Below are 22,955 nucleotides of genomic sequence, written 5' to 3'. Positions count from 1 at the left end.
AAGTGGAGCCCGCAAAAGCGCGCGAAACTTAGGCAAACGCTTGGCTCTGCGTCGCTTTTGCGCAACTTCGTGTCGCTGCCAAATGATGGCTTGAATACTATGTAAAAATGCGATGGCTGCCATGCAGAATCCGCTTGGCAGCCCCAGATTCAGTTGTTAGGGTCCGTCGCCATAAGAACACAGGCAACCGCAAGTTGCCGGACGTCGACAACGTCAAGGGAGGAGCGTTGGCAGCCACCTAACCGTGTGCCTAAGACCAGCGTATTGTCGAGAAACTTTACAAAGCAGGGCTTCGGCCCTGCTTTTTTCATTTGCGGATGAAGAATCGATGACAACTTCTTCTGACTTCAGAGCAATTGCATTGGCGCTGGAGGGCACAACCGAGGCGCCGCATTTCGATCGGCGCGCCTTCAAAGTCGCCCGCACTTACGCCACCCTCGCCGCCGACGGGCTCACCGCCAACCTGAAGCTCACCCCCGACGAGCAGGAGTTCAAGGCGATGCTGGCGCCGGAGGCATTCGTGCCGATCGACAATGGCTGGGGCCGCCAGGGCTGGACCACGGCGATACTGGCAAAGCTCTCAGCCGAGGAGCTGAAGGCAGCGCTGGAGATGGCGTACGCGCATGCACTGCCGAGGCCAAGAGCCAAGCGGCGCTAGCCACGCCTCGCTGCCGCCCCAGGGCACCGGGTCATTCCCGCGAAAGCGGGAAGCTCCGTTTGCGATCGTGCCGGAGGCAAGAAAACAGAGGTTCCCGCTTTCGCGGGAATGACACCGCGTCCAATCGGGCTACCGAGGGCTGCTTACCGCCAGTATTCCTGGAGCCACGGGGTGGTCAGCCCCCATAGCAGCAGGCCGGTGACGATTGCCGCGAGCACCGTGGTGATCAGCAGCTTTGGCCACAGCCGAAGAATCCCCGCCGGCGCACCGCGCTCGGTCCCCTGGATCCACTCGCCCGCGTCGACCTGATTGCGCACCTTGAACGGCAACACCAGGAACAGGCAGATCCACCAGGTGACGAAGAAGATCGCGAGGAACGTTCCGACTTGCATGGCGAGCCTCAGACTCGGTGTACGAACACCGTTACATTGGGTTTGCGGCCCCAGTAGGACGAAACCTCGCTGCGGACGGCCCGCTGCAGCGCCGTGTTGACCAGTTCCGGGTCATTGCGGCGCTTGGGCGGAATCGACTTGAGCGTACCTGTTACCGCACGGCGGACGATCTCGGGCAGCGACTCATCGTCATCCTCGACGTCCGGCAGGCCTTCGATCACCGTTTCCGGCCCGGCCAGCACCTGGCCGGAAGAATTGACGCAGAGGCTGACCACGATGTGGCCGCCAAAGCTGAGCCGGCGGCGGCCCTTTACGCCGCTCTCTTCGGGCGTGCAGAGCACGTTGCCATCGAGATAGAGCTGGCCGACACGAACCTCGCCCGGGAACTGCGTCGTCTCGGGGAACAGCCGCACCATGTCGCCGTTGCGGGCATGGACGACGGTGTCGATGCCATGCTGCCGGCCGAGCAGTGCGTGCGCCTCGAGATGCGCAGCCTCACCGTGTACTGGCACCAGCACTTCCGGCTTGATCAGATCGTAGAGCCGCTTCAGTTCTTCGCGGCGCGGGTGGCCGGTGGTGTGCACCAGCCCGTGCGTCTGGGTGATGACGTCGACGCCGCGGTCGATCAGCATGTTCTGGATGTCGATGACCTCGCGTTCGTTGCCCGGGATGGCCCAGGACGAAAAGATCACCCGGTCGCCGGCATTGAGCGAGATCTCCGGATGCTCCTCGCGGGCAATGCGGGCGATGGCGGCGCGCGCTTCGCCCTGGCTGCCGGTGCACAGCAGCACCACCTTGGAGCGCGGCAGCGCCTTGTACTCGTTCTGGTCGAGGAACGGATCGATCCCCTCCAGCATGCCGAGTTCGCGGGCGATGCCGCTGATGCGGTGCAGCGCCCTGCCCGACATCACCACCTTGCGGCCGGCCTTCTGCGCGGCGCGGGCCACCGAAATCACCCGACCGACATTGGAGGCGAAGGTGGTGACGGCGACGCGGTGCGTCGACGAGGCGATCAGCGCCTCGAGCGTCGACGCGACCTCGTCCTCCGACGGGCTGGTGCCGTCCTTCATGGCGTTGGTGGAATCGCAGATCAGTGCGATCGGCGTCGAACGGTCCTCGCCGATCTGGGCGAAGCGGCCGACATCGGTGGGCGGGCCACCCACGGGGTGCGGGTCGAGCTTCCAGTCGCCGGTATGGACGACCCGGCCGACCGGGGTGGTGATCAGGAGCGCACAGCTCTCGGGGATCGAGTGGGCGACGTTGATCGCCTCGATGGTGAAGGGGCCGACGGTGAAGGGCTTGCCCACCCGCATCGGCTTGACCTCGACATCCTCGACGATGCCCTCGGATTCCTTCTTGGCGCTCAGCATCGCCGCAGTGAACGCGGTGGCGTAGACCGGGCGGTCGAACGCCGGCCACAGGTCGAGCACGGCGCCGTAGTGGTCTTCGTGGCTATGGGTAAGGATCAGCGCGAGGATATCGTCGGCATTCTCCTCGAGAAATGCCGGATCGGGCAGAATGAGTTCGACGCCCGGCTCCTGCGGCCCGGCGAAGGTAACGCCGCAATCGACCACGATCCACTTGCGGCTGCGCTCCGGCCCAAAGCCGTAGGCGCCCATGTTCATGCCGATTTCGCCTACGCCGCCAAGCGGCACGAAGACGAGCTCATCGGGTCTCGGCTTTGCCATTGTCAGTTCCTAACGCTTGCGGTCGTGCCGAAATGCACATCACCGGCGGTGATGGCAATACGGCTGTTGTCATTGGCGCGAACGATCAGTCGTCCGCCCTCGTCGATAGTTTCAAAGATGCCGCGCACGACGTCGCCATCGCGGTTCACCGCGACTTCGGCACCGATCCCGGCAGCCGAACGGCGCCACAGCTCGAGCACCTGCGTAACGCCCCTGCCCCGGTCCCAGAGTTCGACGGCATCGACCCAGGTATCCGACAGCGCGCCGAACACGGTCTCGGCACTGGCATCGAGCCCGAGAGCGCGCAGCGACGTCGCCGGATATGGCAGCCCCTCAGGGGCCTCGACCACGTTGACGCCGATCCCGACCACGATCGCCATGCTTCCATCCGGGCGTTTGTGCGCTTCGAGCAGGATGCCGGCGAGCTTGGCGCCATCGGCCAGCACATCGTTGGGCCACTTGAGCGCGATGCGCCCGTCGGCTGTGTCGGCGCCGTCGATGCCGGTCTTGAGTATGGCGGCCGGCACGATGCTGGCGAGTGCCCGGTTAAGTGAGACACCGGCGACGAAGCCGAGCGTCGCAGCGATCGCCGGATCGACGTCGGGCACCACCAGCAGACTGGCAGCGAGGTTGCCGTATGGCGATTGCCACGGCCGGCCACGGCGGCCACGACCGGCGGTCTGCTGCAAGGCGCAGAACCAGACATCGCCGGTATCGCCCGCCTGGGCGGCCCTGGCCGCCTCGGTCGAGGTCGAACCGACGCTGTCGAAGCCGTTCAGCCGGTAGCCGCGGGTAACCGCCCTGGACCCAAGCCAGAATCCTGCCACTAGAACAGGCTTCCGGCCGCAATACGGGCAGCCGCAGTCAGCGGCGAACCCACCGTGACGAAATAGGTGACGATCAGGAAGCCGATGCCGGCCATGACCACGTTCAGTTCGCCCGGCACGGCGGCGAACTGCGCCACCGGCTCGTCGAAATACATCACCTTGACGATGCGCAGGTAATAGAACGCGCTCACCGCCGAGGCGAGGACACCGATCACCGCGAGGATGAACAGGTTCTGTTCGACGGCGGCGAGGAACACCTGCCACTTGGCGAAGAACCCGGCCAGCGGCGGCAGCCCGATGAGCGAGAACATCAGGATGGCGATGATGGCGGCGACGAACGGACGCTTCTGGGCAAGGCCAGCCAGCTCGGAGATCGTCTCGACCGGACCGTTCTCGGTGCGCAATGCCAGCACGCAGGCGAAGATGCCCACCGTCATGGCGATATAGATCGCCATGTAGACGGCCACGCCTTCGACGCCGGTCTCGGTGCCGGAAGACAGGCCCACCAGCGCGAAGCCGACATGGCCGATCGACGAGTAGGCCAGGAGGCGCTTGAGGTTGTTCTGCCCGATCGCGGCGAAGGCGGCGAGGACCATCGAGGCGATGGAGAGGAAGATGACGATCTGCTGCCAGTCGTGCGTGATCGGCGCGAAGCTGACGGTGGTGACGCGAATGAACAGCGCCATCGCCGCAACCTTCGGAGCAGCCGCAAAGAACGCCGTGACCGGCGTGGGTGCGCCTTCGTAGACGTCGGGCGTCCACATGTGGAACGGCACGGCGGAAATCTTGAAGGCGATACCGGCGAGCAGGAATACCATGCCGAAGATCAGGCCGATCGAACGGCTGTCGAGTGTGATAGCCGCGACGATCTGATCGATCTGCGTCGTGCCGGTAAAGCCATAGACCAGCGACGCGCCGTAGAGCAGCATGCCGGACGACAGCGCCCCGAGCACGAAATACTTGATGCCCGCTTCGGTGGCCTTCTTGTCCTCGCGCTTCATCGCCGCGACGACATAAAGCGCCAGGCTCTGCAGCTCGAGGCCGATATAGAGGCTCATCAGATCATTGGCCGAAACCATGATCATCATGCCAAGCGTCGCCAGCAGCACCAGCACCGCGTACTCGAACTTGTCGATGCCGTGCTCCTTGCTGTTCGACAGCGAAATCAGCAGCGTCGCCGCCGCGCCGCCGAGCACCAGCGCCTTCATGTAGCGGGCGAACCCGTCGACGATGAACACGCCGTTGAACAACACGCCGGTGGCTGGCTGCAGCAGCAGCACCGCCAGCACCACGAGGAGCAGCACGATAGCGACGATCGACACCGCCGTAGAACTGATGCCCTTCCAGAACAGCGAGACCAGCAGCACCACGATGGCACCTACGGCCAGCAGCAGTTCCGGATAGGCGGGGGCGAGCGAAGCGAAGCTCGTGACGTCGGACAGCATGCCCGTCTCCTAATGGCCGGTCGCCGCGGCAACCGCTTGCGGTGCGGCACCAATGGCGTTGGCAAAGTTTTCCGCGACGAGGTTCACCGAGGCGGCAGTCGCATCGAGGATCGGGGCGGGATAGAAGCCGAAGAGAATGGTGAGGAGCACCAGCGGCACCAGCACGAAGGCTTCGCGCCGGTCGAGATCGAGAATGCCCTTCAGCGATTCCTTGGTGAAAGCGCCGAAGATCACCCGGCGATACAGCCAGAGCGCATAGGCCGCCGACAGGATCACGCCGAACGCCGCGAAGAACGCCACCCAGGTATTGGCCTGGAACGCCGCCAGCATGGTGAGGAACTCACCGACGAAGCCCGAAGTCCCCGGCAAGCCGACATTGGCCATGGTGAACACCATGAACACCACGGCATAGCGCGGCATCGGCGACACCAGTCCGCCATAGGCATCGATCTCACGCGTGTGCATCCGGTCGTAGACCACGCCGACGCAGAAGAAGAGCGCCGCCGAGACGATACCGTGCGAGATCATCTGGAAGATCGCGCCGTGGATGCCGTAGATGTTGCCGGTGAAGATACCCATCGTCACGAAGCCCATATGGGCGACCGACGAATAGGCGATCAGCTTCTTGATATCGGTCTGCACCAGCGCGACGAGCGAGGTGATGATGATCGCCGCGATCGACAGGACGAACACGAAGTTCGCGAACTGGTGCGAGGCATCGGGGAACATCGAGATCGAGAAGCGGATGAAGCCGTAGCCGCCAAGCTTCAACAGGATTGCGGCCAGGATCACCGAGCCGCCGGTCGGCGCCTCGACGTGCGCTTCCGGCAGCCAGCGGTGGAACGGCCACATCGGCATCTTCACCGCGAACGAGGCGAAGAACCCGATCCACAGCCAGGTCTGCACCTCGGGCGGGAACTTGAAGGTCAGGAGCTTGGCGATATCGAGCGTGCCGGCCTGCCAGTACATCGCCATGATGGCGATCAGCATCAGCACCGTGCCGGTGAAGCTGTAGAAAAAGAACTTGTAGGTCGCCTGGATGCGCCGCGCCCCGCCCCAGATACCGATGATCAGGAACATCGGGATCAGCGTGCCCTCGAAGAACACGTAGAACATTGCCAGATCGAGCGTCGCGAAGGCGCCGATCATGAACGTCTCGAGGATCAGGAAGACGATCAGGTACTCCTTCACCCGCTTGGTGATGGAGCCCCAGCTCGAGAGGATCACGGCGGGCATCAGCACCGCGGTCAACGGGATGAACAGCACCGAGATGCCGTCGACGCCCATGCGGTAGCCGATCGAGTCGCTGAACGCCCACACTTCAACGAACTGGAAGCCGGTATTCGACGGGTCGAACAGGTACCAGAGCCAGAGGCTGAGGGCAGCCGTCACCAGCGTCACGCCGAGCGCGATATAGCGCGCCAAGTTGTTGGCAGCCTCGTCGCGACCACTGACGAACAGCAGCAGCAGCGCGCCCGCCGTCGGCAGGAAAGTGATGAACGTCAGAAGGTGGTCACTGAAGATCATCCAAGAAGTCCCCCGGCGGCGATGGCCCAGGTGAGCAGCGCCGCGATACCGATAAGCATGGCGAAAGCGTAGTGATAGAGGTAGCCGGACTGCAGCTTGACCACCTTGCCGGTGATGTCCTTGACCCGATTGCCAAGGCCCTCGGTGATAGTCTTGTCGATCAGCATGTCGTCAAAGCCCTTCCACAGGGCGTTACCTAGCCAGAGCGCCGGCTTGACGAAGATGCGGTCGTAGAGCTCGTCGAAGTACCACTTGTTCAAGAGGAACAGGTAGAGCCCCGGGTTGGCATGTGCCAACCGCTTCGGCGCCGCCGGATCGCGGATGTACATCTGGTAGGCCGCTGCGAAGCCGAGCAGCATGGCGATCGTCGCCGACCACTTGACCCAGAGCGGCACGCCGTGCGCCGCCTCGAGCAGCTCTTCGGAGACCACCAGCGAGCCCTGGAAGAAGTGCTCGATATGCTCGGCATGGCCGAAGAACAGGTCGTTGAACACCACGCCTGCCAGTACCGCACCGGCCGCCAGCACGTAGAGCGGCACCAGCATGACACTGGGGCTTTCATGTGCATTGTCATAGGCACTGCCATGATGCCCGTGATCGTCATGGGCATGGTCAGCATGGGCATGGTCGTCATGCGCCGCATGCGCACCGTGGCCGTGATGCTGGCCGCGCGGCTCGCCATGGAAGGTCAGGTGGATCAGGCGCCACGAGTAGAAGCTCGTGAACATCGCCGCGATCACCAGGGCCCAGAAGCCGATGTAACCGGTAGAACCACCCGCCGCGTAGGCGACTTCGATGATGCCGTCCTTCGAGAAGAACCCGGCAAAGCCGAGTGGCGTGCCCGGGATGCCGACGCCGGTAAGCGCCAGCGTGCCGACGATCATCATCCAGTAGGTGATCGGAATCTTCTTCCTGAGCCCACCCATGTTCCGCATGTCCTGCTCATGGTGCATCGCATGGATGACCGAGCCGGCGCCCAGGAACAGCAGCGCCTTGAAGAACGCGTGGGTGAACAGGTGGAAAATACCCACCGAATAGACCCCTGCCCCCAGCGCCACGAACATGTAGCCAAGCTGCGAACAGGTCGAATAGGCGATGACGCGCTTGATGTCGTTCTGGACGAGGCCAACCGTCGCGGCGAAGAAGGCGGTCAGCGCACCGACCAGCATGACCACAGTCATGGCAAACTCGGAGGCTTCGAACAGCGGCGAGAAACGGGCCACCATGAACACGCCGGCGGTCACCATGGTCGCGGCATGGATCAGCGCCGACACCGGGGTCGGGCCCTCCATGGCGTCCGGCAGCCAGGTGTGGAGCAGGAACTGCGCCGACTTGCCCATGGCGCCCATGAACAGCAGCAGGCACACCACGGTCATGGCGTGCAGATCCCAGCTGAGGAAGCGGAAAGTCAGGTCCTTGTTCGCCTCGACCGCGTGGAACGCGCCGTCGAAATCGAGGTGACCGAGCACCACGAAGGCCGCAAAGATGCCGAGCGCAAAGCCAAAATCGCCGACGCGGTTGACCACGAAGGCCTTCATCGCCGCCGCGTTGGCCGAAGGCCGCGTGTACCAGAAGCCGATCAGCAGGTAGGACGCGAGCCCCACGCCTTCCCAGCCGAAGAACATCTGCAGGAAGTTGTCGGCGGTCACCAGCATCAGCATGGCGAAGGTGAACAGCGACAGGTAGGCGAAGAACCGCGAACGGTGCGGATCATCGGCCATGTAGCCGATCGAATAAAGGTGCACGAGGCTGGATACGGTGGTTACCACCACCAGCATCACCGCGGTAAGGGTGTCGACGCGCAGCACCCAGCGCAGATCGAGCGCACCGGAGACGATCCAGCGCATCACTTCGACCTTGGTCGCCGCATGTTCTGCACCGTGCGCGCCTTCGGCTGCTGGCGGCGCAAACCAGTACTGGGCGAAGACGATCCAGCTCAGCACTGCGGCGCCGATCAGCAGCCCGGTGGTGATGTACTCGCTGGTGCGGTGACCGATGATGCGGCCCAGCAAACCTGCGATCAGGGCCCCGACGAGCGGGAAAAATACGATGGCCTGGATCACTTTGCGGTCAGCCCTTCAGCGAGTTGACGTCTTCCACGGCGATGGAGCCGCGGTTGCGATAGAAGATGACGAGGATGGCGAGACCAATTGCCGCTTCAGCAGCGGCGACGGTGAGAATCAACAGCGCGAACACTTGTCCGGCGAGGTCACCCAACTGCGACGAGAACGCCACGAAGTTGATGTTCACTGCCAAGAGGATCAGTTCCACCGACATCAGGATGATGATGATGTTCTTCCTGTTGAGGAAGATACCGAACACGCCCAGCGTGAAGAGGATCGCCCCGACGGTCAGGTAGTGCCCGAGCCCGATGCCTGTTGCTGCCAGCATTTAGAGCCCCTGCCCCGATTTGACCTTGACCAGTTCCGTGCCTTCCGAGCGCTTCCGCCCGGTCTGGCGGAAGATGTCCTGCCGCTTGACGTTGGACTTGTGCCGAAGCGTCAGGACGATCGCGCCGATCATGGCGACCAGCAGCACGCCGGCGGCGCCCTGGAACAGGAAGACGTAGCGCGTGTAGAGCAACTGCCCGATGGCGCGCGTATTGTCGATCGCCGCATCCATCGGCACCGCAGCCACGGCCGCGCCATCGACCGGCAGCACAAAGCTCCCCGCCACCAGCAGCAGTTCGAGCAAGAGGATCACGCCGACCACCACACCCACCGGCGCGTATTGCAGCATGCCCTGGCGCAGCGACGCGAAATCGACGTCGAGCATCATGGTGACGAACAGGAACAGCACCGCGACGGCGCCGACATAGACGACGATCAGGATCAGCGCCAGGAACTCGGCGCCGGCCAGCATGAACAGGCCGGCCGAATTCACGAACGCCAGAATCAGGAACAACACCGAGTGCACGGGATTGCGCGCCGCGATCACCATCAGCGCCGAAGCGACGGTGATGACCGAGAACACATAGAAGAAGAATAGCGGCAGCGTCATCTCGATCCCTTACCGGTACGGCGCGTCGGCAGCGAGGTTGGCCGCGATTTCGCGCTCCCAACGATCACCATTGGCGAGCAGCTTCTCTTTCGAGAAATACAGCTCCTCGCGCGTTTCGGTCGCGAACTCGAAGTTCGGCCCTTCGACGATGGCGTCGACCGGGCAAGCCTCCTGGCAGAAGCCGCAATAGATGCACTTCACCATGTCGATGTCGTAGCGCACCGTACGACGGGTACCGTCGTTCTGGCGCGGGCCGGCTTCGATGGTGATGGCCTGCGCCGGGCAGATCGCTTCGCAGAGCTTGCAGGCGATGCAACGCTCTTCGCCGTTGGGATAGCGGCGCAGCGCGTGCTCGCCGCGGAAACGCGGCGAATACGGGATCTTCTCGAACGGGTAGTTCACCGTCTTCTTGGGCGCAAAGAAGTATTTCATCGCGAGGAAGAAGGCGCCGACGAACTCACGCAGCAACAGGCCGTTGAGGAACTGGGCGAAACGCATCAGACGGACCCTCCGTGCCAACCCCAGCCGGTGAGCTGGAGCACCGCGGCGACGACGACCACCATGACGAGCGAGATCGGCAGGAAGACCTTCCAGCCGATGCGCATCAGCTGGTCATAGCGGTAGCGCGGCACGATCGCCTTGGCCATCGCGAACATGAAAAACACCAGGCAGAGCTTGAGGACGAACCAGACGACACCCGGGATCCAGGTGAACGGCGGCAGGTCGATCGGCGCCGCCCAGCCCCCGAGGAACAGGATCGTCGTCATCGAGCACATCAGGATGATGGCGATGTATTCGCCGAGCATGAACAGCAGGTACGGGGTCGAGGAATACTCGACCATGTAGCCGGCCACGAGCTCGGATTCACCTTCCGGCAGGTCGAACGGCGGGCGGTTGGTTTCCGCCAGCGCCGAGACGTAGAAGATCACGAACATCGGGAACAACGGCAGCCAGTACCAGTTCAGGACACTGAGCCACGGCACGCCGAGCATGTGCGCGATGCCGCCAGACTGCTGCGCCACCACGATATCGGTGAGGTTCAGCGAGCCGACGACCAGCAGCACGGTGATGATCACGAGGCCGATCGAGACTTCGTACGACACCATCTGCGCTGCCGAACGGAGCGCACCGAGGAAGGCGTACTTCGAGTTCGAAGCCCAGCCGCCCATGATGATGCCGTAAACGCCCAGCGACGAGATGGCGAAAATGTAGAGGATGCCGACATTGATATCGGCGAGCGCCCAACCCCTGTCGAACGGGATCACGGCATAGGCCGAGAGCGCCAGGATTGAGGTCACCAGCGGCGCCAGAATGAACAGCACCTTGTCCGAACTTGCTGGGATTACAGGCTCTTTGAGGACGAACTTCAACAAGTCCGCGAAGCTCTGCAACAGCCCGAGCGGGCCGACCACGTTGGGGCCGCGACGCTGCTGCACCGCCGCCCAGATCTTGCGGTCGGCGAGCAGGATGTACGCGGTGAACAACAGCAGCGCGATGAGGAGCAGCAGCCCCTTGTAGATGAAGCCAACCTGCGTCCCCCACCCGAAGATCGGGATACCGAGCAGGTAGTCCAGCGCTGAAACAACGAAATCCATCTGGGCCCCTTACTCTGCTGCCTGCCGGAGACCGGCCTGCAGCGCGGCGCATTCGCCCATCGTCGCGGACGCCCGCGCGATCGGGTTGGTGAGGTAGAAGTCGGCAACCGGCGAGGTGAAGGTTGCGGACTTGGTCTTGATCGCGGCGCCGGCGAGCTTCTTCACATCGGCCAGCGAACCCTGGGCGATCTGGTCGAGCCGCGCCAGGTGCGGGAACTCGGCATAGATCGCGGCGCGCAGCTGGCTCAACGAGTTGAACGGCAGCGGCTGACCGAGCACAGCGCTCAGCGCCCGGAAAATCGCCCAGTCTTCCTTAGCCTCGCCCGGCGGGAACACGGCGCGCTCGGCGAGCTGCACGCGACCCTCGGTATTGACGTAGGTACCCGACTTCTCGGTGTAGGCGGCGGACGGCAGGATCACGTCGGCGCGGTGTGCGCCGGCATCGCCGTGCGTGCCGACATAGACCACGAACGCCTTGCCCATGGCCGAGGTGTCGTACTCATCGGCGCCGAGCAGGAACAGCACATCGAGCTCGCCCTTGCCGGCAAGGCCGATCTGGTCGGCCGAGCAGACGCCGCCGTCATGCGGCACGAAGCCGATGTCGAGGCCGCCGACACGACCGGCGGCATTGTGCAGCAGCGCGAGGCCATTCCAGTCTTCCGCAGCGCCCGAGCCGGTAGCGAGCTTGGCCGCCATGGCGAGGACGTCACGGCCGATCTGCTTGGAATGGGCGGCGCCATGCGATACGGCGCCCTCGCCCACGATGATCAGCGGACGCACGGCCTTGGACAGGATCTCGCCGAAGTTGCCCTTGCGCGCCACGAGGTCGGCCAGCGCCGACAGCCCGTTGCCCAAGTACTCGTACTTGTAGGTGAGGTCGGCATTGTCGCCGATCAGCGCGATCGGAGTGTTCTTGGCGCGCCAGGCCTTGCGGATGCGCGCGTTGACCAGCGCCGCTTCCTTGCGCGGGTTCGAGCCGATGATCAGGATCGCGTCGGCTTCTTCGATCCCGGCAATGGTCGGGTTGAAGATATAGGCCGAGCGCGGCATCGACGGGTCGATCCCCGACATCGCCGGGCGGCAATCGGTCATGCCCGAGCCGAGCGAGGTCATCAGCGCCTTGAGCGCATACATGTCCTCGACGGCCGCCAGGTCGCCGGCAATGGCGCCGACCTTGTTGCCGCCGCCCGAAGCCTTGATCGCTTTGGCGATGGCGGCAAACGCCTCATCCCACGATGCCGGCTTCAGCTTGCCGCCGGAGCGGACATAGGGGCGATCGAGGCGCTGGCTCTTGAGGCCATCCCAGATGAAGCGGGTCTTGTCCGAAATCCACTCTTCGTTGATCGCCTCGTTGACGCGCGGCAGGATGCGCATCACTTCGCGGCCACGGCTGTCGACGCGGATATTGGAGCCGACCGCATCCATCACGTCGATGGTCTCGGTCTTCACCAGTTCCCACGGACGCGCATGGAACGCATAGGGCTTGGAGGTGAGCGCGCCGACCGGGCAGAGGTCGATGACGTTGCCCTGCAGCTCGCTGGTCAGCGCCTGCTCGAGATACGAGGTGATCTCGGCGTCTTCACCGCGGCCGAGCAGGCCCATCTCGGTGATGCCGGCAACCTCGGTGGTGAAGCGGACGCAGCGCGTGCAGTGAATGCAGCGGTTCATCTCGGTCTTCACCAGCGGCCCGAGATACTTGTCCTCGACGGCGCGCTTGTTCTCGGCGAAGCGGTTCTTGTCCACGCCATAAGCCATGGCCTGGTCCTGCAGGTCGCACTCGCCACCCTGGTCGCAGATCGGGCAATCCAGCGGGTGGTTGATGAGCAGGAACTCCATCACCCCTTCGCGGGCCTTCTTGACCATCGGGGTGTTGGTGAACATCTCCGGCGGCTCGCCGTTCGGGCCCGGACGCAGGTCCTTCACCGACATGGCACAGCTGGCCTGGGGCTTGGGCGGGCCGCCCTTCACCTCGACGAGGCACATGCGGCAGTTGCCGGCGACCGACAGGCGCTCGTGGTAGCAGAAACGCGGGATCTCCGCGCCGGCTGCTTCCGCGGCTTGCATCAGGGTGTAGTAATCGGGGACCTCGACGAGTGTACCGTCGACTTTGATGCTGGCCATTGGCCTTACTCCGCCGCGATCGAGGGCACGGCGCCCTCGCTGGTCGAGGACCAGGTGTATTGGTCGATCCGCGCCTCGATGACGTCGCGGAAGTTGCGGATCAGGCCCTGCACCGGCCAGGCCGCCGCATCGCCGAGCGCACAGATGGTGTGCCCTTCGATCTGCTTGGTCACGTCGAACAGCATGTCGATCTCGCGCTTCTGGGCGCGGCCTTCGACCATGCGTTCCATGACGCGCATCATCCAGCCGGTGCCTTCGCGGCACGGCGTACACTGGCCGCAGCTCTCATGCTTGAAGAAGGCCTGGATGCGCCAGATCGCCTTGATGATATCGGCCGACTTGTCGAGGACGATCATGCCGCCGGTGCCGAACGAGGATTTCTTCTCGCGCAGCCCATCGAAATCCATGATCGCGGTGCGCATGTCTTCGCCGCGCACCACCGGGCAGGACGCGCCGCCGGGAATGACAGCGAGCAGGTTGTCCCAGCCGCCACGGATGCCGCCGCAGTGCTTCTCGATCAGCTCTTCGAAGGTGCAGCCCATCGCATCTTCGAACACTGCCGGCTTGTTGACGTGGCCCGAAGCCATGAACAGCTTGGTGCCGGTATTGTTCGGCCGGCCGATGCCGCCGAACCAGGCGCCACCGCGGCGCAGGATTTCCGGCACGACAGCGATCGACTCGACGTTGTTGACGGTGGTCGGGTTGCCGTAGACGCCCATCGCCGCCGGGAACGGCGGCTTCAGGCGCGGCTGGCCCTTCTTGCCCTCCAGCGACTCCATCAGCGCGGTTTCCTCGCCGCAGATGTACGCGCCGGCGCCGTGATGAACGACGATCTCGAAGTCCCAGCCGTGCACGTTGTTCTTGCCGATCAGCTTGGCGTCATAGGCCTGCTGAACGGCGGCTTCGAAATTCTGCCGCTCGCGGATGAACTCGCCGCGGATGTAGACATAGGCGATGTGTGCACCCATGGCGCGGCCGGCGAGCAGACACCCTTCGATCAGGTGATGCGGGTCGTGGCGCAGGATCTCGCGGTCCTTGCAGGTGCCGGGCTCGGACTCGTCGGCATTGACGAGGAGCTGGCTCGGACGGCCGTCATTGACGCCTTCCTTGGGCATGAAGGTCCATTTCAGCGCGGTCGGGAAACCGGCGCCGCCGCGGCCGCGCAAGCCGGAACCCTTGACCTCGTTGACGATCCAGTCGCGGCCGTTGTCGATGAATTTCTTGGTATCGACCCAGCCACCACGCGCCCGGGCGCCTTCAAGGCCCCAGTCGCCAGTGCCGTAGAGGTTGGTGAAGATGCGATCCTGGTCAGCGAGCATCAGCGCGGGTCCTTCCCGAACACCTTGCGATATTCCTCGACGCCACCCTTGGCGAGCGCCTTGGCCTGCTTGATCCACTCATCACGGGCCACCCGGCCCGGGAATGCGAGGTGATCTTCGAGCTTCTGGATATCGGCCTTCTTCAGCGCCGCCACCTGAGCCCAGGTGGTGATGCCGATGGCATTGAGCTTGCCCTCGAGCACCGGGCCGACACCCGAGATCAGCTTGAGGTCATCCGGCTTGCCGGCAGGGGCCTGGAACAGCCTGGCGCCGCCATCCTCACTCGGCGACACCGCAGTCGCCGGGGCGGGTGCGCGCTTGGCCTTGGTGTCGGTCTTGCCGGCATCGATCTTGCCGGCCGGCGATTCCGCGCCGGTTGCCGTCTCGCGCATCGCCCTGTTGGGCGTGCCATCGGCCTTGGCCGCCGTGTTGGCAGCCTTGCGCTCGGCTTCGGCGGTCGCAGTCGACACCTTCTCCGGCGACGGCGACTTCAGGGCCGGCGCAGTCTCTTCCGTAGTGGTGTTCTTGCGGCCGGCAGCGGTCGGCTCGGCTGCCTTGGCGGCAGGAGCCGGCGCGGCGGCTGCAGGAGCCGCAGGAGCCGCAGCGCCGGGAGCAGCCGCGGGCGCGGCCGGCGGCGGCGGGAACGGCTTGTAGGTGCGCTTGGCGGTCGGCTTTTCGAGCAGCGTCGTCTGGCCGCCTTCCGCCGCAGCGAACTGGCGGACGACCTGCGGGCCGGGCTTTACGTCGCTGCCTTTGCCGGCGGCGAATTTGTCGAGGATCGCTTCGAAGCTCTCGACCGTCAGGTCTTCGTAGGTGTCGCTGCCGACCATCACCAGCGGCGCGTTCACGCAGGCGCCGAGGCACTCGACCTCTTCCCAGCTGAGGGTGCCCTCGGCATTGGTCTCGAACGGATTGTGGTTGATGCGGCGCTCGCAGACGTGGCGGATGTCCTCGGCGCCGCGCAGCATGCAGGGCGTCGTGCCACACACCTGGATGTGGGCGCGGGTGCCGACCGGTTGCAGCAGGAACTGCGTGTAGAAGGTCGCGACTTCGAGCACGCGGATATAGGGCATATCGAGCAGCTTGCCGACCGCTTCGATCGCAGCACGGCTGACCCAGCCCTGCTGCTCCTGCGCACGGAACAGCACCGGGATCACGGCCGACTGCTGACGGCCCGGCGGATACTCCGCCATCTTCTTTTCGGCCCAGGCCTGGTTTTCCTTCGTGAAGGCGAAGGTAGTCGGCTGGACGGCCTCATCTGCTAAACGGCGGACGGACATTACCGATCGACCTCACCAAACACGATATCGAGCGAACCGAGGATAGCGGCGACGTCGGCCAGCATGTGTCCCCGGCAGAGGAAATCCATCGCCTGCAGGTGCGCAAAGCCCGGCGCGCGGATCTTGCAGCGGTACGGCTTGTTGGTGCCGTCGCTGACCAGGTAGACGCCGAACTCGCCCTTGGGCGCTTCGACGGCGGCGTACACCTCGCCGGCCGGCACCTTGTAGCCTTCGGTATAGAGCTTGAAGTGATGGATCAGCGCTTCCATCGACTGCTTCATCTCACCGCGCTTGGGCGGCACCACCTTGCCGTCGGTCGAGGCCACCGGCCCCTGCCCTTCGGGCGAATTCAACAGGTCGAGCACCTGCTTCATGATCCGGATCGACTGGCGCATCTCGTCCATGCGAACGAGGTAACGGTCGTAGCAATCGCCGTTCTTGCCGATCGGCACGTCGAACTCGAGCCGGTCGTAGCACTCATAGGGCTGCGACTTGCGCAGGTCCCAGGCATCGCCCGAGCCGCGCACCATCACGCCGGAAAAGCCCCACTTCCATGCATCTTCCGCCGACACCACACCGATATCGGCGTTGCGCTGCATGTAGATGCGGTTGCCGGTGAGCAACTTTTCGAGGTTGTCGAGCACCAGCAGGAACGGGTCGCAGAACGCGCCGATATCGTCGATCAGCGCCTGCGGCAGATCCTGGTGCACGCCACCCGGACGGAAATAGGCCGCATGCATGCGGCTACCCGAGGCGCGCTCATAGAAGATCATCAGCTTCTCGCGCTCGTCGAACCCCCATAGCGGCGGGGTGAGCGCGCCGACGTCCATCGCCTGCGTCGTGCAGTTGAGCATGTGCGACAGGAGCCGGCCAATCTCGGCATAGAGCACGCGGATCAGCTGGCCACGCAGCGGCACTTCGATGCCGAGCAGCTTTTCGACCGCGAGGCAGAAGGCATGCTCCTGGTTCATCGGGGCGACATAGTCGAGCCGGTCGAAATACGGCACCGCCTGCAGATAGGTCTTGGTCTCGATCAGCTTCTCGGTGCCGCGGTGCAGCAGACCGATATGCGGATCGACGCGTTCGACCACTTCGCCGTCCAATTCCAGGATGAGGCGGAGCACGCCGTGGGCGGAGGGATGGATCGGCCCAAAGTTGATGGTGAAGTTTCTTACATCGACTTCGGACATCAGTTCTTCGCCTTCTCGTCGCCGGGCAGCACGTAATCCGTACCCTCCCACGGTGACAGATAATCGAACTGCCGGAATTCCTGCGGCAGCTTCACCGGCTCATAGACGACGCGCTTGCGCTCTTCGTCGTAGCGGACTTCGACATAGCCGGTGGTCGGGAAGTCCTTGCGCAACGGATAGCCGTCAAAGCCGTAGTCGGTCAGCAGCCGGCGCAGATCGGGGTGGCCGGTGAACAGGATGCCGAACAGATCGTAAGTCTCGCGCTCGAACCAATCGGCGCCCGGGAACAAGCCGGTGATCGACTGCACCGGCTGCGTGTCATCGGTCGAGAGCTTCAAGCGCACCCGCAGGTTCTGCTTGGGGCTCAGCAGGTGGTAGACCACGTCGAAGCGCTCTTCGCGCTCCGGATAATCCACCCCACACACGTCGGTGATACCGACAAACGCCTCGTGATCGTGCAGGAACGTCGCGACATCGATAATGGCGTCGCGCTGCACCGAGAGCGTCAGTTCGCCGTAAGCCAGCTTGTGGTCGAGAATCTTTTCGCCGAGCGCGTTGCGGGCGCGTTCAGCGAGCGCCGCGAGCGGTGAAGGAATGGGGCCGTCAGTCATGGCCGGTCCTAACGTTCGATCGTGCCGGTGCGGCGGATTTTCTTCTGCAGCAACAGGATGCCGTAGAGCAGTGCCTCAGCGGTCGGCGGGCAGCCCGGAACATAGATGTCAACGGGCATGACGCGATCACAGCCGCGCACCACAGAATACGAATAGTGATAGTAGCCGCCGCCATTGGCGCAGCTGCCCATCGAGATGACGTAGCGCGGCTCCGGCATCTGGTCGTAGACCTTGCGCAGCGCCGGGGCCATCTTGTTGGTCAGCGTGCCGGCGACGATCAGCACATCGGCCTGACGCGGCGAGGCGCGCGGCGCAGTGCCGAATCGCTCGATGTCGTAGCGCGGCATCGACATCTGGATCATTTCCACGGCGCAGCAGGCGAGGCCGGTCTGCATCCACATCAGCGAGCCGGTGCGCGCCCAGGTGATCAGCTGCGACGCCGTCGAAACCAGGAAGCCCTTGTCGGCGAGCTCGGCGTTCACGTCCGCCATGAACGGATCGTCGGCGCCGATCGGCTTGTTGGTGCGCGGGTCGATCAGGCCCTTGGGCTGCGGCGCGACCAGAGTTTGTTCACTCAATCCCATTCGAGCGCGCCCTTCTTCCATTCATAGATGAAGCCGATGGTCAGTACGCCAAGGAAGATCATGACTGACCAGAAGCCGAACCAGCCGACATCACGGAACGCCACTGCCCAGGGGAACAGCAGCGCCACTTCGAGATCGAAGACGATGAACAGGATCGACACCAGGTAGAAGCGCACATCGAATTTCATGCGCGCATCGTCGAACGCTTCAAAACCCGCTTCGAACGCCGACACCTTTTCCGGGTCGGGTCGCTTGTAGGCAACGATGAAGGGGGCAACCATGAGGGCCAGGCCGATAACGGCAGCCAGACCGACGAATATGATGATCGGCAGGTAGTTGCTGAGCAACTCGTTCATTGTGCAGCCTAATGGTCGGGCCGGCTGGAGTGGCCGGCTCGCGCGGCCAGACGGGCAATTTTGGGCCCCTCGGACGACGCGACTTCGTGTGGCACGGGCTTAGCCCACGCCTTGCAGCGATTCAAGAAAAACTAATGTTGATCATTACGGTCAACTTAGTACGGAAAACCGGCTGAGACGCCCTGCCCGCAACGGACTTCCGGCTATTGGCGCCCCGTGAGTGTTCCACTCATGGTTGAGGCCCCGCAAACGCAACGCTGCGCCTGGCCGCGACGCCCTCGGATTCGGCTAGAAATGGAACCGCGCGCCAAGGCTGAACTGGTTCTTGTCATTGCCGCCCTCGAGGGCGAAGCCGCGCAGATATTCGGCATTGATCGAGATATCGTCGGTGACCGCATATTCGATGCCACCGCCGGCCAGGAAGTCGCGCTCGCCGGTGCCGCTGAGCTCCATGCCGTAACCCGCGGACGCGTAGGCCAGGAGGTCATCCGTCACCAGCAGGCCGCCACGACCGGTCACTTGGCCATAGGCGGTATCGATGGTGTCGCCGGTCAGCCCGTGCAGCGCCACCTCGCCACCGACGAGGAAGAAATCGAGCTGGGCGTTGACGCCGGCAGCGATTCCCGCCCCGACCTCGGTCCCGCGGACCGGGCTGGACTGAACGACGCCGTAAACCCCGGCATAAAAGCCGCTCCAGTCGAATCCAGTGGCAACCGGCACCGCGACATCGCTCGAGGCCACCGGCACGGTGATCAGATCAGAAGCCGTCGCAGCGCCTGCCATGGCGGCCAGCAACGTTCCTGCAAACACCAATGGCAATGGCACCAGCATGGCCGGCTTCTCCTGGATCGCCTCCAACAGTTCTAAATGCACCACACGCATCCGCGGTTCCGTCAGGATTCGCGGAGACTTACATCTGAAATGTGGTGTGGCGGCGGCCATTGCAAGGACAGCCGCCCCCAAAACCGTAACGAGCCGGCTACACGAGATCGTTCGGTGCACCTGGCTGGTTGTTCTGGTTGGCAGGGGCATCAGACGCGCCCTCTTCGAGCATCGCCAACAATGGACCGGCCTTGAGCTTCACGGTGGGCTTTCGCCCGCAACCTTGCCTAACAGCGGGCATGAAAGAACCCGCCGATTTGGCGGGTTCGCTCTACTCGTCGATGCGTAGCGGCTAGCCGCCTCGAAGCGCCGAAGGCGCCTGGGCTCGCTGGAACGCCGGTTTCTTCACCGGGGCAGCAATCAGGCCTTCACGAATGGCGGTCTTGCGAGCGGCCTTTCGGCCCCGACGTACGGCCTCAGCGGCTTCACGAACCCGCTTTTCCGACGGCTTCTCGTAATAGCTGCGGAGTTTCATCTCCCGGAACACACCCTCACGCTGCAAGCGCTTCTTGAGTACCTTGAGAGCCTGATCGACGTTATTGTCGCGAACGAGAACCTGCAAACATTGTCCTAACGTGGGTGGCGGCTTCATGATTGAAGCCACTTCGAACGCCAATGCGTTCGCTGCGCTAGTACCATGCGTCAGCCTGAACATCACCCTCTGAGTTGGATGCGGCACGGAGACCCTCGTCGCTGCCATAGGTGTCGCGCTCTAGCCGGCCAGCTGTGGACAGTCCTTCTAGGTTGCCCGGAAGCCCCCGTCTAAGCGTCCTACAGCGCGCCTGGGCGACGCGCCGATCTTCCGGAACCGGTCGGGAGCACCCTACGGCAAGGACACCCCTCGGGAGGATTTCCGGATCACCAGGGCGACGCCTTGCGCTCTGAGTGAGGACGGGATGCTCGGATACGACTTCTGCCGTTCTGGAGCCGTGGAAGCGACCGCCGGCGGTGCCCAGCGTTCAGTCGGAACAAGACCGCACAAAAAGTGGGAACATGTCGGAGGGGGACGTGAGAACATCGCTCGAAGGCGACCAGCGCCACCCAAAGTTCATCACTGATTTGAAGAAAAAGGGTGGCGCGAGAGACGGGGCTCGAACCCGCGACCTCCGGCGTGACAGGCCCTCTATATATAGAGAGTGGTCAGGAGGTGTTCCTACTCCGGATCGGCCGGAAACGGCCAGACGGCGGCCGATAGTGGGAACGCCGTGTTTGCTTCCCTGCGGGGATCGAAGCTAGGCTGCTCACATGTGCAACCTCTACAGCATCACCACGAAAGAAGAATGCTCTCGCCCAGTATGCGATGCTTGTGAGGCCTTGCCTTGAAACCCCGATCACCTACCCCGTTTGGTCGTCGCCCAAGGATCGCTCCGCAGCAGCCCAGACTGATTCCTCGATCTCCCCGGCTAGTTTCCCGGGGACGTGGCTCGATGGGCGCCTACGCGATCCTGGCGTTGTGCGGCGTTGGGGTACTCGGCTTCGTTGCGGGATCCAGCAACGACCAGCGCAGTCCTGCGACATCGAGTTTTCAGCAGGCTTCGGCTGGCGAGTTCCGGATGCAGTTCGCGATGTGTGGCGGCGGCAAGCGCTACACGTGCGTTGTCGACGGTGACACCATTTGGCTGCAGGGTATGAACCTGCGACTTCAGTCGTTCGACACCCCAGAGCCCTTCAACGATATCTGTGGTGGAAAGCAGGAGGTGGCTCTCGCCAAGCGAGCAAGCGCGCGCCTGCTGGATTTGCTCAACGACAATTCTTTCACGGTTGAAACCTTCGGAATCGACGGAACAGGAAAGCGCACTCTCGCGACGATCAAGATCGCTGGTCGTGATGTAGGGGACATTCTGATTGAGGAGCGTCTGGCGAGGCGATGGCCGGACGGCGAAGAGTGGTGGTGCTGAGTCGCCATATCGTGATGTTCGGCCTGCTGCGCAGAAGAGATGGCGCGCGATTCAACGCACAACCCTCAATCCGCCCTTCCCCATCCCGGCAGACCTATGCACCGCTGGTGCCGTCGGCGCCGGCGCCTGCAGCTTCTCCCACCTGATCAGCACGTGGTCGGACTGGCATTCCGGACATTTCAGATGTCTCGGCAACTTTGAAAGCGGGAAATCGTAGGGTAGCGCCATCAGAAGCGAGTGCACGTCGGCCATGAACTCGCCCGGGCACGCCTTCGCCGGCTTCAGTGATGCGCGCCGTCTGTCGCAGGACAGCCAGCCCACCCAGTTGCCCAGCCGAGCATCCGACAGTGTCGCCCACTGTTCGAAGGGCGGCTCCATTGGCTGGACAGAGCAGCCCTCCCCCAGCTTCGCGAGTTCGCACGGGGGATTTCCGTCCGCCGCCACCAGGCGGGCCAGTTCGCCGAGAGGACGGTCTCCGTACCTGCGCTGCAGCTTGCCGGTGCCGGCGGAGGCAATGCGCTGGCATCGCCGGCAGACGATATCGAGCTGTCTCGGCGTATAGGCCGAGAGCCGTAGATTGGCGAGGTCGTCCACGGCTTTCAGTCGGCGATTTCTCGCATCGCGTAAACGGGCATCCGGTCTGAGTTTTCCTGAGGCAACTCGCGGAGCGCGCGCTCCACGGTCCCGAGGCGAAAGCCGGTGACTTGCGAGATGTCGTGGGCGGTGAAGAATGGGCAGGTCCGTTTAAGCGACTTGATCTGATCGGACGGACTGACTGAGGTGGACATTTCGAGCTCCTTTACGTCGGGAGCCACGAGTCATATACCCGTGAACGAAATGAGAACAAGCCACGAGGGATTGCGGTCCGAAAGGGTCCATCCATACTAGACGGATGAGCGAGCGGCTGAAATGGGAGCGGGACGGCAAGAGCGGGCTGCGCGCCGAGTTCGAGGACGGCTACGCGACAATCGTCCATAACACCGCTACGGGCGGCTGGCGTTGGAGCGTCAAGATCGGCGAGGCCGTCGGCAGCGATATTTCCAGCACGAAGCAGTTCGCCTCGAACGCTGCCAATGAAGCCCTGCCGCGGGTGCGAGTGATTGCGGAGCAGGTCAAAGCGGCCCGCGCGCACAAAGCGGCCATCCTCGCCAAGATCGATCAGGTTACCGTCGAGGCTGATCCAGACGTCGGCTCGATCTTCGGCATCGCGGCGGCCGATAGAGAAAACCTGTCGTGGATCATGGACCAGGTGCGGCACCGAACCCGCACGCCCGGGCTCAACAAGCTGGTCGATGCGCTGTCGCGCGAGCTCTACAAGTTCAGAACGGGGCAGCGACGCTAGTCGAGCTTGTGGCGCTCCCTCAGGCGGGCCCTAACCCCCGGCGGCAGGTCGAGCTTGCGGAGCATGTCGCGCACCACCTCCTGCTGCGTCATCGGCTTCTCACCGGGCAGCAGCGCTCGGCTCCGCTCGATGGCTGGCGCGATCTTCTCGTGAACGCTGGGAGCTGGTGGTTTCGGCGGGAATTTCGGCATGGGACGCGCCTCACTGAACAGTCGGCACAACAGCCTTTGGCCGACGTCC

At 63.7% G+C, this 22,955-nt stretch carries 25 protein-coding genes; 3 read left to right on the top strand and 22 right to left on the bottom strand.

Features of this window, described 5'->3' with window-relative positions:
- The first annotated feature begins 328 nt into the window (after window positions 1-328).
- Window positions 329-658, top strand: a complete 330-nt coding sequence (locus AC1ROK_RS23750) for an MmcQ/YjbR family DNA-binding protein (protein WP_492851549.1) — start codon at window positions 329-331, stop codon at window positions 656-658.
- Between the two features lie 143 nt (window positions 659-801).
- Here the strand turns inward: AC1ROK_RS23750 and AC1ROK_RS23745 are convergent, their stop codons facing one another.
- The 19 genes from AC1ROK_RS23745 to rpsU form a co-directional block, all read right to left on the bottom strand.
- Window positions 802-1,050, bottom strand: a complete 249-nt coding sequence (locus AC1ROK_RS23745) for a DUF1467 family protein (protein ID WP_492851547.1) — start codon at window positions 1,048-1,050, stop codon at window positions 802-804.
- Window positions 1,051-1,058: 8 nt separating this feature from the next.
- Window positions 1,059-2,738: a ribonuclease J gene (locus AC1ROK_RS23740; protein WP_492851545.1), complete on the bottom strand. Its 1,680-nt coding sequence runs from the start codon at window positions 2,736-2,738 to the stop codon at window positions 1,059-1,061.
- Between the two features lie 2 nt (window positions 2,739-2,740).
- Window positions 2,741-3,565, bottom strand: coding sequence for a biotin--[acetyl-CoA-carboxylase] ligase (locus tag AC1ROK_RS23735; RefSeq protein ID WP_492851543.1), 825 nt, complete (start codon window positions 3,563-3,565; stop codon window positions 2,741-2,743).
- Complete coding sequence (gene nuoN, locus AC1ROK_RS23730; RefSeq protein ID WP_492851541.1) at window positions 3,565-5,010, bottom strand: NADH-quinone oxidoreductase subunit NuoN; 1,446 nt, start codon at window positions 5,008-5,010, stop codon at window positions 3,565-3,567. The genes AC1ROK_RS23735 and nuoN overlap by 1 nt, the downstream gene beginning before the upstream one ends.
- A 9-nt stretch (window positions 5,011-5,019) precedes the next feature.
- Window positions 5,020-6,537: an NADH-quinone oxidoreductase subunit M gene (locus AC1ROK_RS23725; protein ID WP_492851539.1), complete on the bottom strand. Its 1,518-nt coding sequence runs from the start codon at window positions 6,535-6,537 to the stop codon at window positions 5,020-5,022.
- The gene (nuoL, locus tag AC1ROK_RS23720; RefSeq protein ID WP_492851537.1) at window positions 6,534-8,600 is read right to left on the bottom strand and encodes an NADH-quinone oxidoreductase subunit L; all 2,067 of its coding nucleotides are present in this window, start codon (window positions 8,598-8,600) and stop codon (window positions 6,534-6,536) included. Before nuoL ends, AC1ROK_RS23725 begins: the two co-directional genes overlap by 4 nt.
- 7 nt (window positions 8,601-8,607) lie before the next feature.
- Window positions 8,608-8,928 (bottom strand): NADH-quinone oxidoreductase subunit NuoK, encoded by a 321-nt coding sequence (nuoK, locus tag AC1ROK_RS23715; protein WP_326867889.1) that lies wholly within the window; start codon window positions 8,926-8,928, stop codon window positions 8,608-8,610.
- A complete protein-coding gene (locus AC1ROK_RS23710) occupies window positions 8,929-9,537 on the bottom strand; it encodes an NADH-quinone oxidoreductase subunit J (protein WP_492851534.1) in 609 nt (202 codons plus the stop codon). It abuts the gene before it with no gap.
- Between the two features lie 9 nt (window positions 9,538-9,546).
- Window positions 9,547-10,035 (bottom strand): NADH-quinone oxidoreductase subunit NuoI, encoded by a 489-nt coding sequence (gene nuoI / locus AC1ROK_RS23705; RefSeq protein WP_055881640.1) that lies wholly within the window; start codon window positions 10,033-10,035, stop codon window positions 9,547-9,549.
- A complete protein-coding gene (gene nuoH / locus AC1ROK_RS23700; protein WP_492851531.1) occupies window positions 10,035-11,132 on the bottom strand; it encodes an NADH-quinone oxidoreductase subunit NuoH in 1,098 nt (365 codons plus the stop codon). Before nuoH ends, nuoI begins: the two co-directional genes overlap by 1 nt.
- A gap of 9 nt (window positions 11,133-11,141) precedes the next feature.
- Window positions 11,142-13,253, bottom strand: coding sequence for an NADH-quinone oxidoreductase subunit NuoG (nuoG, locus tag AC1ROK_RS23695; RefSeq protein WP_492851529.1), 2,112 nt, complete (start codon window positions 13,251-13,253; stop codon window positions 11,142-11,144).
- A 5-nt stretch (window positions 13,254-13,258) separates the two neighbouring features.
- Entirely contained in the window at window positions 13,259-14,572 is a 1,314-nt protein-coding gene (gene nuoF / locus AC1ROK_RS23690) for an NADH-quinone oxidoreductase subunit NuoF (protein WP_055881645.1), read from the bottom strand.
- A complete protein-coding gene (gene nuoE, locus AC1ROK_RS23685; RefSeq protein ID WP_492851527.1) occupies window positions 14,572-15,852 on the bottom strand; it encodes an NADH-quinone oxidoreductase subunit NuoE in 1,281 nt (426 codons plus the stop codon). The genes nuoF and nuoE overlap by 1 nt, the downstream gene beginning before the upstream one ends.
- Window positions 15,852-17,042 carry an NADH-quinone oxidoreductase subunit D gene (locus AC1ROK_RS23680; protein WP_055881649.1) on the bottom strand — a complete coding sequence of 397 codons (1,191 nt, stop codon included), beginning with the start codon at window positions 17,040-17,042 and terminating at the stop codon, window positions 15,852-15,854. Before AC1ROK_RS23680 ends, nuoE begins: the two co-directional genes overlap by 1 nt.
- Window positions 17,042-17,653 (bottom strand): NADH-quinone oxidoreductase subunit C, encoded by a 612-nt coding sequence (locus AC1ROK_RS23675; protein ID WP_492851525.1) that lies wholly within the window; start codon window positions 17,651-17,653, stop codon window positions 17,042-17,044. The genes AC1ROK_RS23680 and AC1ROK_RS23675 overlap by 1 nt, the downstream gene beginning before the upstream one ends.
- Before the next feature lie 8 nt (window positions 17,654-17,661).
- Window positions 17,662-18,237 (bottom strand): NuoB/complex I 20 kDa subunit family protein, encoded by a 576-nt coding sequence (locus AC1ROK_RS23670; RefSeq protein ID WP_055881654.1) that lies wholly within the window; start codon window positions 18,235-18,237, stop codon window positions 17,662-17,664.
- On the bottom strand, window positions 18,228-18,593 hold the full coding sequence (locus tag AC1ROK_RS23665) for an NADH-quinone oxidoreductase subunit A (protein WP_055881655.1): 366 nt from the start codon (window positions 18,591-18,593) through the stop codon (window positions 18,228-18,230). The genes AC1ROK_RS23670 and AC1ROK_RS23665 overlap by 10 nt, the downstream gene beginning before the upstream one ends.
- 288 nt (window positions 18,594-18,881) lie before the next feature.
- On the bottom strand, window positions 18,882-19,466 hold the full coding sequence (locus AC1ROK_RS23660; RefSeq protein ID WP_492851522.1) for an outer membrane protein: 585 nt from the start codon (window positions 19,464-19,466) through the stop codon (window positions 18,882-18,884).
- 301 nt (window positions 19,467-19,767) lie between these two features.
- Complete coding sequence (gene rpsU / locus AC1ROK_RS23655) at window positions 19,768-20,037, bottom strand: 30S ribosomal protein S21 (protein WP_069911195.1); 270 nt, start codon at window positions 20,035-20,037, stop codon at window positions 19,768-19,770.
- 865 nt (window positions 20,038-20,902) lie between these two features.
- Here rpsU and AC1ROK_RS23650 point away from each other — a divergent pair.
- Window positions 20,903-21,373 (top strand): thermonuclease family protein, encoded by a 471-nt coding sequence (locus AC1ROK_RS23650; protein WP_492851519.1) that lies wholly within the window; start codon window positions 20,903-20,905, stop codon window positions 21,371-21,373.
- A gap of 51 nt (window positions 21,374-21,424) precedes the next feature.
- Here AC1ROK_RS23650 and AC1ROK_RS23645 read toward each other — a convergent pair whose 3' ends face one another.
- Window positions 21,425-21,967 (bottom strand): hypothetical protein, encoded by a 543-nt coding sequence (locus tag AC1ROK_RS23645; RefSeq protein WP_055881668.1) that lies wholly within the window; start codon window positions 21,965-21,967, stop codon window positions 21,425-21,427.
- A 5-nt stretch (window positions 21,968-21,972) separates the two neighbouring features.
- Window positions 21,973-22,161, bottom strand: coding sequence for a hypothetical protein (locus AC1ROK_RS23640; RefSeq protein ID WP_492851517.1), 189 nt, complete (start codon window positions 22,159-22,161; stop codon window positions 21,973-21,975).
- A gap of 104 nt (window positions 22,162-22,265) precedes the next feature.
- On the opposite strand from AC1ROK_RS23640, the gene AC1ROK_RS23635 reads away from it, so the two are divergent.
- A complete protein-coding gene (locus AC1ROK_RS23635; protein WP_492851515.1) occupies window positions 22,266-22,715 on the top strand; it encodes a hypothetical protein in 450 nt (149 codons plus the stop codon).
- Here the strand turns inward: AC1ROK_RS23635 and AC1ROK_RS23630 are convergent.
- Window positions 22,712-22,906: a hypothetical protein gene (locus AC1ROK_RS23630; protein WP_492851513.1), complete on the bottom strand. Its 195-nt coding sequence runs from the start codon at window positions 22,904-22,906 to the stop codon at window positions 22,712-22,714. The genes AC1ROK_RS23635 and AC1ROK_RS23630 overlap by 4 nt on opposite strands.
- Between the last annotated feature and the right edge of the window lie 49 nt (window positions 22,907-22,955).

The organism is Devosia sp. GW821-FHT12F11, from assembly GCF_058806655.1.
This window is presented reverse-complemented; position numbering and strand designations above follow the sequence as displayed.

What these genes read in the sequence shown, in the direction of transcription:
- AC1ROK_RS23750 (WP_492851549.1), top strand. Translation starts at nt 329, where the DNA reads ATGACAACTTCTTCTGACTTCAGAGCAATTGCATTGGCGCTGGAGGGC.
- AC1ROK_RS23745 (WP_492851547.1), bottom strand. Translation starts at nt 1,050, where the DNA reads ATGCAAGTCGGAACGTTCCTCGCGATCTTCTTCGTCACCTGGTGGATC.
- AC1ROK_RS23740 (WP_492851545.1), bottom strand. Translation starts at nt 2,738, where the DNA reads ATGGCAAAGCCGAGACCCGATGAGCTCGTCTTCGTGCCGCTTGGCGGC.
- nuoN (WP_492851541.1), bottom strand. Translation starts at nt 5,010, where the DNA reads ATGCTGTCCGACGTCACGAGCTTCGCTTCGCTCGCCCCCGCCTATCCG.
- AC1ROK_RS23725 (WP_492851539.1), bottom strand. Translation starts at nt 6,537, where the DNA reads ATGATCTTCAGTGACCACCTTCTGACGTTCATCACTTTCCTGCCGACG.
- nuoK (WP_326867889.1), bottom strand. Translation starts at nt 8,928, where the DNA reads ATGCTGGCAGCAACAGGCATCGGGCTCGGGCACTACCTGACCGTCGGG.
- AC1ROK_RS23710 (WP_492851534.1), bottom strand. Translation starts at nt 9,537, where the DNA reads ATGACGCTGCCGCTATTCTTCTTCTATGTGTTCTCGGTCATCACCGTC.
- nuoI (WP_055881640.1), bottom strand. Translation starts at nt 10,035, where the DNA reads ATGCGTTTCGCCCAGTTCCTCAACGGCCTGTTGCTGCGTGAGTTCGTC.
- nuoH (WP_492851531.1), bottom strand. Translation starts at nt 11,132, where the DNA reads ATGGATTTCGTTGTTTCAGCGCTGGACTACCTGCTCGGTATCCCGATC.
- nuoG (WP_492851529.1), bottom strand. Translation starts at nt 13,253, where the DNA reads ATGGCCAGCATCAAAGTCGACGGTACACTCGTCGAGGTCCCCGATTAC.
- nuoF (WP_055881645.1), bottom strand. Translation starts at nt 14,572, where the DNA reads ATGCTCGCTGACCAGGATCGCATCTTCACCAACCTCTACGGCACTGGC.
- nuoE (WP_492851527.1), bottom strand. Translation starts at nt 15,852, where the DNA reads ATGTCCGTCCGCCGTTTAGCAGATGAGGCCGTCCAGCCGACTACCTTC.
- AC1ROK_RS23680 (WP_055881649.1), bottom strand. Translation starts at nt 17,042, where the DNA reads ATGTCCGAAGTCGATGTAAGAAACTTCACCATCAACTTTGGGCCGATC.
- AC1ROK_RS23675 (WP_492851525.1), bottom strand. Translation starts at nt 17,653, where the DNA reads ATGACTGACGGCCCCATTCCTTCACCGCTCGCGGCGCTCGCTGAACGC.
- AC1ROK_RS23670 (WP_055881654.1), bottom strand. Translation starts at nt 18,237, where the DNA reads ATGGGATTGAGTGAACAAACTCTGGTCGCGCCGCAGCCCAAGGGCCTG.
- AC1ROK_RS23665 (WP_055881655.1), bottom strand. Translation starts at nt 18,593, where the DNA reads ATGAACGAGTTGCTCAGCAACTACCTGCCGATCATCATATTCGTCGGT.
- AC1ROK_RS23650 (WP_492851519.1), top strand. Translation starts at nt 20,903, where the DNA reads ATGGGCGCCTACGCGATCCTGGCGTTGTGCGGCGTTGGGGTACTCGGC.
- AC1ROK_RS23640 (WP_492851517.1), bottom strand. Translation starts at nt 22,161, where the DNA reads ATGTCCACCTCAGTCAGTCCGTCCGATCAGATCAAGTCGCTTAAACGG.
- AC1ROK_RS23635 (WP_492851515.1), top strand. Translation starts at nt 22,266, where the DNA reads ATGAGCGAGCGGCTGAAATGGGAGCGGGACGGCAAGAGCGGGCTGCGC.
- AC1ROK_RS23630 (WP_492851513.1), bottom strand. Translation starts at nt 22,906, where the DNA reads ATGCCGAAATTCCCGCCGAAACCACCAGCTCCCAGCGTTCACGAGAAG.